Below are 7,664 nucleotides of genomic sequence, written 5' to 3' on the forward strand. Positions count from 1 at the left end.
AGCAGATCCCATGAACCTGAAGTTTCTCGAGACCTTCGTCTGGGTCGCCCGACTCAAGAGTTTTCGCCTGACGGCAGACAAGCTCTTCACCACCCAGGCGTCGATTTCCAGCCGCATCGCGGTGCTCGAAGGCGAGCTCGGGGTGAAGTTGTTCCTGCGTGATTCGCGCGGCGTGAGCCTGACGCCCGAAGGCTTGAAAGTGCTCGAGTATGCCGAGCAGATGATGGACACCATGCAGGCCCTCAAGCAGTCGATCGAGACACGCTCGAGCAAGGTCGGACGCGTGCGGATCGGCGTGATGGACACGGTGATCCACACCTGGCTGAGCCCGTTGGTGGCACAGATGATGGATCATTACCCGCTGGTGGAAATCGAGCTGGTGGCCGATACGGCGCTCAATCTCTGCGATCAGCTGCAAAAAGGTTTTCTCGACCTGATCCTGCAAACCGACCTGGTGCGCCAGGAAAGCGTGCGCAGCCTGGAACTGGCGAGCCATCCGATGGGCTGGATTGTGGCCAGTAACTCGATCTATAACCGTGAGTACTCGGGCATTGCCGATCTGGCTCGCGAGCGGATCATTACTTACTCGAAGAATTCACATCCGCATCAGGACATTCTGAGCCTGATGCAGGCTAACGGGGTAATCACGCCGCGGCTGAACTGCGTGAACTCGGTGTCGGCAATAACCCGGTTGCTGCGCGACGGATTCGGGATCGGTGCGCTACCGCCGGTGTTGGTCGCCGAGGAGCTGGCGCGAGGGGAATTGACCTTGCTGGCCATCGATCAACGGCCGCCGAATTTGCAGGTCGTGGTGTCGTGGCGGGTTGGCGTGGAGTGGGTCGAAGAGATTGTGGCGCTGTGTCAGCAGGTGCTGGAGGGGTATGCGCGCAAGGTGGGCGAGGATTACATCACCCTGGCTGATTGATCGCATCTTGTGGCGAGGGGATTTATCCCCGTTGGACTGCGTAGCAGTCCCATTTTTGGGGGGCCGCTTCGCAGCCCAACGGGGATAAATCCCCTCGCCACAAGAACCGCATGACGCCTTACAACCCGCGCACATCCCGGTCTTCGATCGGCCGGCTCTGGCGCAGGCGTTTGCCGCCCAGCACCACCCAGTCGATCAGACGGAACAGGCATTCAATGCCGAACGACAGCAGCAACGCGCCGCTCATCCCCCAGATCATCGCTTCCGGTGTCAGCAGAATCTGGTAGCTGTAGCCGTTCCAGGTTTCCTTGCGGATATCCGGATCCGCCGCCAGCGCCACCTGCAGGACACGGATGTACCACGGGCCCTGCATGGCGTGGAACTGTTTATCGAGCGCCACCTGACGGGTCAGCAAAGTGCTCAGGCTGTCGGCATCGCTGCGGAAAATCGGATCTTCGCTGGCACGGTAATGGGCAACCAACGCCTGCATATCGCCCTTGAAGAACTGATTGGCGGTGCCCTGAAAACCGCTCAAAGCGGTCTGCGCTTCAATCAGATGCGCTTCGACACGCTTGGCGTAATCGCTGATGAGCCCGGGCACCTGGACACCGATCAACAGGCCCGCCGCAAACAACACCAGCCGTAGATAACTGAGCAACATCGGGTGTGATCCTTATTCGGTCTTGCCCTGGCTGACGCATTCGCCGCGTCGCCAGAGGCTCCATTGGCCCGCTTCGTAGCGGGTCCAGGTTTCGTTTTCGGTCAGGGGTTCGGTGGCGATCACCGTGACCACATCGTTGGGCGTGGTTTCGGCCTGGAAATCGACGATCACATCGACATCCTTCAAGCGCGCCGGGCCGAACGGGGCGCGGCGGGTGATCTGGGCCAATTTGGTCGAGCAATAACAGAACAGCCAGTCGCCGTCGCTCAGCAGGCAGTTGAACACGCCTTTGCTGCGGTATTCGGCGCACGCGGCGACCAGGTCCGGCAGCAGCGCTTCGATCTCGACCGGCTCCGGAAACGCTGCACGCACACGGTTGAGCAAATCGCAGAACGCCGCTTCGCTGTCGGTGTCACCAACGGGGCGGTAAAAGCTTTTGATCGGCTCAAAATCCGCAAGCTGACCGTTGTGGGCGAAACACCAGTTGCGGCCCCACAGTTCACGCACGAAAGGATGCGTGTTGGACAGGCAGACTTTGCCGACGTTGGCCTGGCGAATGTGCCCGATCACTACTTCGCTTTTGATCGGATAGCGCTGCACCAGGTTCGCCACTTCAGACTCGCAGCTAGCCGCCGGGTCTTGAAACAGCCGCAGGCCGCGGCCCTCGTAGAAGGCGATGCCCCAACCGTCCCGGTGCGGACCGGTGCGGCCGCCGCGCTGCATCAGCCCGGTGAAGCTGAACACGATATCGGTCGGCACATTGGCGCTCATGCCCAATAACTCACACATGCTCGGATTCTCGCTTCAAGGCCGGTTTACAAACGCGGTTCGACCCGCAAACGCTGAGGGTTGCTCGGCACTGGCGGACGTCCGTAACGATCATCGCCGGCACCGCCGAACGGATGATCTTCATCAGGATCATCGGCCCGGGCCGCGGCCTTGGCGGCGGCTGCCTGCTCCTTGCGAGCGTTGGCGGCGCGTTCGATCGGGAAACGGATTGCCACATAAACCAGGTAAATGCCGAAGGCGATCATGCCGTACATGAACAGATCGGAAACCGCCCGCCAAGCGTTGTTGCCGACCTTGAACAGCAGGTCGAGCGCAGTGATGGCGATGGCCGGGGCCACTTTTTCCTTCACCGGGTCGATGATGGTCGGGCTGAACAGCAGCACGGCAACCAGCAGCCGCAGCGGTTCGCGCAACCAACGCCACATCCAGCGGGTGATGCGCATCCACACCAACAGGCAGCCTAAAGCGGCAAAGGCGTAGAGGCCCCAGGCGATCAGATAGTCGTTCTCGGTCATGGTGTCCATGGCAAGGCAGGCAAAGAGGCGCTTATAGTAACGACTTTTCGCCCGTCAGGCTTGCTCCAATGCCAGTCGGTAAAGCGCAATCCCTGTAGGAGCGAGCCTGCTCGCGATGAGGTCAGTACATTCAACATTCATGTTGTCTGGCCGTCCGCCATCGCGAGCAGGCTCACTCCTACAGGAACTGCACAGGCATCAAGATTTGCCTACAGTCTGCGAAACCCTATTTTCCGTACATCGTTCGAGAGTCCTTCATGCCTTTATCCGCCAACGTTTCCGACGCCCCTATCGCCCGCAAGGCCGAGGGTAATGACCCGTATGCCTGGCTGCAGGAGCGCGACACCGACGCAGTGCTCGACTACCTCAAGGCTGAAAACCGCTACCAGGAAGCACAAACCGCCGATCAGGCCGGGCTGCGCGAAACCCTGTTCGAAGAGATCAAGGGCCGGATTCTCGAAACCGACCTGTCACTGCCCTCCCCCTGGGGCCCGTACCTGTATTACACCCGCACCACCGCCGGTGACGAATACGCCCGCCACTACCGCTGCCCGCGTCCGGCCGATGACAGCCTACAGCTCGATGAAAGCCAGGAGCAGCTGCTGCTGGACCCGAACGAGCTGGCCAACGGCGGTTTCTTTTCCCTCGGCGCGTTCAGTATCAGCCCGGACCATCAACGCCTGGCCTACAGCATCGACTCCACGGGCGACGAGATTTACACGCTGTTCGTGAAGGAATTGTCCAACGGACGTGTCAGCGAACTCGAATTTCAAGACTGCGACGGCAGCATGACCTGGGCCAACGACAGCCTGACGCTGTTTTTCGGCGAACTGGACGACACCCACCGTCCGCACAAACTGCTGCGCTATCGACTGGACGGCACGGCAGCCGAAGAAGTGTTCAACGAGCCGGACGGACGATTCTTCCTGCATTGCTACCGCTCCAGTTCCGAACAGCAATTGCTGCTGTCGCTGGGCAGCAAGACCACCAGCGAAGTCTGGGTCCTCGACGCCTCGCAGCCGCAGCAGGCCTTTACCTGCCTGGCGCCGCGGGTTGAAGACCATGAATACGACGTCGACCACGGCACGCTGAACGGCGAATGGGCCTGGTTCATTCGCACCAATCGCGACGGCATCAACTTTGCCCTGTATACCGCCGTCGATACCGGTGTTGCGCCGACAGAGGCCGACTGGCAGAACCTGATCCCCCACAGCGATAGCACGATGATCGAGGGCATGAGCCTGAACGTCGGCGCGATGACCCTGAGCCTGCGGATCGGCGGCTTGCCAATCATTGAAGTCCACCCGCAGGACTTGCCGAGCTACCGCGTGCAACTGCCGGATGCGGCGTACAGCCTGCACGTGCAGAACAGTCTGGAATTTGTCAGCGACAGGATCCGCCTGCGTTACGAGGCCTTGAACCGTCCGGCGCAGATCCGTCAGCTTGAACTGGACAGTGGCGAGCAGAAAGTCCTCAAGGAAACCCCGGTGCTCGGCCCGTTCGACGCCGACGCATACGTCAGCCAGCGCCTGTGGGCGACGGCTCCCGATGGCACGCAGGTGCCGATCAGCTATGTCGTCAAACGCGAAGCACTCGGGCAGCCGACGCCGCTGTATCTATATGGCTACGGCGCGTATGGCGAAAGCCTCGACCCGTGGTTCTCTCACGCCCGCTTGAGTTTGCTCGATCGCGGCGTGGCGTTTGCCATTGCCCACGTGCGTGGCGGCGGTGAATTGGGCGAAGCCTGGTATCGCGCCGGCAAGCAGGAGCACAAGCACAACACCTTCAGCGACTTTATTGCCTGTGCCGAACACCTGATCGACAACGGTTTCACCACTTCGCAGCAATTGGCGATCAGCGGCGGCAGTGCCGGCGGATTGCTGATCGGCGCGGTGCTCAATCAGCGTCCGGACCTGTTCGGCGCGGCCATTGCAGAGGTGCCGTTCGTCGACGTGCTCAACACCATGCTCGATCCGGACCTGCCGTTGACAGTCACCGAATACGACGAGTGGGGCAATCCTGAAGAGCCGGACGTTTATGATCGGATCAAAGCCTATGCCCCGTACGAAAACGTCACCGCGCAAGCCTATCCGGCAACCCTGGTGATCGCTGGCTACAACGACAGCCGCGTGCAGTACTGGGAAGCGGCGAAGTGGGTGGCGAAATTGCGCGCGACCAAAACCGACGACAAGCCGCTTTTGCTCAAGACCGAACTGGGCGCCGGGCATGGCGGAATGAGCGGTCGTTACCAGGGATTGCGTGACGTAGCACTCGAATACGCATTTGTTTTCAAGGTATTGGGGATTGCCTGAGGAACTTGGCCCGGCGCGCTGGTCTTAACACCAGACACCGGGCCCGATCCAACACAATTCCAATGTGGGAGCGAGCCTGCTCGCGATAGCGGACTTTCAGTCAATATTACGTGACTGACACACCGTAATCGCGAGCAGGCTCGCTCCCACAGGGGATTGGGGACATCCCGAACAACCGGAAACAGACACAAAAAAAAGACCGTGCCGACATGTCAGAACCGACCTTACTGAACAACGAAATCCGCGACTGGCTGATGGACTGCGGCCTGTTCGATCAACTGCTGCCAGCAGACTTCGCCGCCGCCTCAGGCTACTTCAGCATCAGCACCATCGCCGAAGGCGAAGAGATTTTCCATGAGGGCGATGCCGGCAGCTTCATGTGCATCATCCACACCGGCCAGGTGTCGGTGCAGAAGACCAACGGCGATGGGCAACTGGTGACCATGGCCACCTTGCGCAGCGGCCGGTCGTTCGGCGAAATGGCGGTGCTCGATGGCGAACGCCGCTCGGCCAGTTGCGTGGCCGCCAGCCACTGCCAGCTGCTGAACCTGGGCAAGGACTCTCTGGAAAAGATGATCAATGACGCGCCGAAAATCGCCGCCAAGATCATCCGCGCCCTCGCCGTCGCCCTCTCCAAACGCCTGCGCATGGCAGACGGGCAACTGCTCTCGCAGCAGGTTTAACCGCCGGGCGACTTGGTCTTCGGGCTGTTTGGCTCAAGGCCCGGTACCGGTTGATCCTTGACCGGTGGACTGGGCATGTCGATCGGCACCAGCGGTGGGCCGCCACTGCCAGGCCCGGTCCTGGGTGCGGTGGATGGGGTGATTTGTGGATACGGCGTCGGGGTCGCGGTGCCGGGCGAACCGGGCATCGGCGCCGGGCTGATCGGAACGGGCTGCAACTGCTGGGCCTGCACTGCAGTTATCGAGAGCGCGGCCGAGGCAATGACCGTTAGAATGGTGCGCTTCATCAATGGCTCCATTGGCCTTGTTGTCATTGGCAGGCTACTCCCAACTGCCTCTGTTTGCCTTCCCCCAATTTGAGATTTCCATGAAACGTTTCGTTCTGCTCGACACCGCCCCTATCCCTGAAAACGGCGGCGCCTTGTGCCTGTTCGAGTATGGCGAGGATTTCGTCATCAAGATCCAGGGCGGCGACGGCGGGCAGTTGATGAACACCCGCATGCACGGTTCCGAAGATGCCCTGGCCGAGATCCCCTGCCGCAAAGTGGCCGGCCGACCGAACTCCCGCGTGCTGATCGGTGGCCTTGGCATGGGCTTCACCCTGGCCTCGGCCCTCAAGCATTTGGGCAAGACCGCTGAAGTGGTAGTCGCCGAACTGGTGCCTGGCGTGGTGGAGTGGAACCGCGGGCCGCTGGGAGAAAAAGCCGGCAATCCGCTGCTCGACCCGCGCACCGTGATTCGCATGGAAGACGTGGCCAAAGTGCTGCAAGCCGAGCCACAAGGCTTCGACGCCATCATGCTCGACGTCGACAACGGCCCTGAAGGCCTGACTCAAAGGGCGAACAGCTGGCTCTATTCCGCCGGTGGCCTGAGCGCCTGCGCCAAGGCCCTGCGGCCCAAAGGCGTGCTGGCGGTGTGGTCGGCCAGCGCAGACAAGCAGTTTTCCGACAAACTGAAGAAAGCTGGCTTCAAGGCCGAGGAAGTCCAGGTCTTCGCCCACGGCAACAAAGGCACGCGCCACACCATCTGGATTGCCGAGAAGCTCAAGGGCTGAGCTAAACTCACGTCATAACCGTCATTAGTCTTTTACAAAGGTGAACCCATGAGTTCGTCAACGCCGACCAATACCTCGAAGCTGGATCGCATCCTCGCCGACAATCAGCGCGACAAGGAAATGGGTTACCGCGACAAAGCCCTGAAGATGTACCCGCACGTGTGCGGCCGCTGCGCCCGCGAGTTCTCCGGCAAGCGCCTGAGCGAACTGACCGTGCACCACCGCGACCACAACCACGACAACAACCCCCAGGACGGCTCGAACTGGGAACTGTTGTGCCTGTATTGCCACGACAACGAACACTCGCGGTATACCGACCAGCAGTATTTCCACGAAGGCTCGCTGAGCACGCCGAAGATTGCCAAGGCTACGCATAATCCGTTTGCGGCTTTAGCGGGATTGATGAAGAAAGACGACTGAAGGTCTTCAGTGCCCCAACTGGCCTCATCGCTAGCAGGCTAGCTCCCACAGGGGATCTTCTGCGCGCATCATTATGTGTGAACGCCCAGGATCCAATGTGGGAGCTAGCAGGCAAGCTCCCACAGGGGAACTTCTGTGCGCATCAGTATGTGTGAACGCCCAGGATCCAATGTGGGAGCTAGCTGTGATCTCTCTGTAGGTTGTTCACTCGGGGCTTTTCCGGAAAATTGGAGGTGCGAACCAAACCAAGTACCCGGAGGCCCCGAGTGAACACTCATAAAAATGCCCGATTAACCGTTTCTGGT

The 7,664-nt window shown here is 60.4% G+C and carries 9 protein-coding genes; 5 read left to right on the plus strand and 4 right to left on the minus strand.

Features of this window, described 5'->3' with window-relative positions:
* Positions 1 to 10: 10 nt before the first annotated feature.
* A complete protein-coding gene (locus ACRC4F_RS03015; protein ID WP_438658021.1) occupies positions 11 to 925 on the plus strand; it encodes a LysR family transcriptional regulator in 915 nt (304 codons plus the stop codon).
* Between the two features lie 118 nt (positions 926 to 1,043).
* Here ACRC4F_RS03015 and ACRC4F_RS03020 read toward each other — a convergent pair whose 3' ends face one another.
* Genes ACRC4F_RS03020 through ACRC4F_RS03030 form a run of 3 tightly spaced genes read right to left on the minus strand, consistent with a single transcriptional unit; the run spans position 1,044 to position 2,899 of the window.
* Entirely contained in the window at positions 1,044 to 1,586 is a 543-nt protein-coding gene (locus ACRC4F_RS03020) for a DUF2937 family protein (protein ID WP_438658022.1), read from the minus strand.
* Between the two features lie 12 nt (positions 1,587 to 1,598).
* On the minus strand, positions 1,599 to 2,375 hold the full coding sequence (locus ACRC4F_RS03025; protein ID WP_438658023.1) for a class II glutamine amidotransferase: 777 nt from the start codon (positions 2,373 to 2,375) through the stop codon (positions 1,599 to 1,601).
* 26 nt (positions 2,376 to 2,401) lie between these two features.
* Positions 2,402 to 2,899: an MFS transporter gene (locus ACRC4F_RS03030; RefSeq protein ID WP_438658024.1), complete on the minus strand. Its 498-nt coding sequence runs from the start codon at positions 2,897 to 2,899 to the stop codon at positions 2,402 to 2,404.
* Between the two features lie 248 nt (positions 2,900 to 3,147).
* Between ACRC4F_RS03030 and ACRC4F_RS03035 the strand changes: the two genes are divergently transcribed.
* Both ACRC4F_RS03035 and ACRC4F_RS03040 read left to right on the plus strand, forming a co-directional pair.
* Positions 3,148 to 5,202 carry a S9 family peptidase gene (locus ACRC4F_RS03035; protein ID WP_438658025.1) on the plus strand — a complete coding sequence of 685 codons (2,055 nt, stop codon included), beginning with the start codon at positions 3,148 to 3,150 and terminating at the stop codon, positions 5,200 to 5,202.
* A gap of 209 nt (positions 5,203 to 5,411) precedes the next feature.
* Complete coding sequence (locus ACRC4F_RS03040) at positions 5,412 to 5,885, plus strand: cyclic nucleotide-binding domain-containing protein (protein WP_438658026.1); 474 nt, start codon at positions 5,412 to 5,414, stop codon at positions 5,883 to 5,885.
* Here ACRC4F_RS03040 and ACRC4F_RS03045 read toward each other — a convergent pair.
* Positions 5,882 to 6,172, minus strand: a complete 291-nt coding sequence (locus ACRC4F_RS03045) for a hypothetical protein (protein WP_438658027.1) — start codon at positions 6,170 to 6,172, stop codon at positions 5,882 to 5,884. The two genes, ACRC4F_RS03040 and ACRC4F_RS03045, sit on opposite strands and share 4 nt — an antisense overlap.
* A gap of 80 nt (positions 6,173 to 6,252) precedes the next feature.
* Here ACRC4F_RS03045 and ACRC4F_RS03050 point away from each other — a divergent pair, with 80 nt between their 5' ends.
* Positions 6,253 to 6,939, plus strand: a complete 687-nt coding sequence (locus ACRC4F_RS03050) for a spermidine synthase (RefSeq protein WP_027925870.1) — start codon at positions 6,253 to 6,255, stop codon at positions 6,937 to 6,939.
* 48 nt (positions 6,940 to 6,987) lie between these two features.
* Positions 6,988 to 7,359 carry a YajD family HNH nuclease gene (locus ACRC4F_RS03055; protein ID WP_010462132.1) on the plus strand — a complete coding sequence of 124 codons (372 nt, stop codon included), beginning with the start codon at positions 6,988 to 6,990 and terminating at the stop codon, positions 7,357 to 7,359.
* The last annotated feature ends 305 nt before the right edge of the window (positions 7,360 to 7,664 follow it).

This window comes from Pseudomonas sp., assembly GCF_051660785.1.
Classification (GTDB): domain Bacteria; phylum Pseudomonadota; class Gammaproteobacteria; order Pseudomonadales; family Pseudomonadaceae; genus Aquipseudomonas.

Coding starts and splice junctions, on each gene's coding strand:
- ACRC4F_RS03045 (WP_438658027.1), bottom strand. CDS start 6,172: ATGAAGCGCACCATTCTAACGGTCATTGCCTCGGCCGCGCTCTCGATA.
- ACRC4F_RS03040 (WP_438658026.1), top strand. CDS start 5,412: ATGTCAGAACCGACCTTACTGAACAACGAAATCCGCGACTGGCTGATG.
- ACRC4F_RS03030 (WP_438658024.1), bottom strand. CDS start 2,899: ATGGACACCATGACCGAGAACGACTATCTGATCGCCTGGGGCCTCTAC.
- ACRC4F_RS03020 (WP_438658022.1), bottom strand. CDS start 1,586: ATGTTGCTCAGTTATCTACGGCTGGTGTTGTTTGCGGCGGGCCTGTTG.
- ACRC4F_RS03015 (WP_438658021.1), top strand. CDS start 11: ATGAACCTGAAGTTTCTCGAGACCTTCGTCTGGGTCGCCCGACTCAAG.
- ACRC4F_RS03055 (WP_010462132.1), top strand. CDS start 6,988: ATGAGTTCGTCAACGCCGACCAATACCTCGAAGCTGGATCGCATCCTC.
- ACRC4F_RS03035 (WP_438658025.1), top strand. CDS start 3,148: ATGCCTTTATCCGCCAACGTTTCCGACGCCCCTATCGCCCGCAAGGCC.
- ACRC4F_RS03025 (WP_438658023.1), bottom strand. CDS start 2,375: ATGTGTGAGTTATTGGGCATGAGCGCCAATGTGCCGACCGATATCGTG.
- ACRC4F_RS03050 (WP_027925870.1), top strand. CDS start 6,253: ATGAAACGTTTCGTTCTGCTCGACACCGCCCCTATCCCTGAAAACGGC.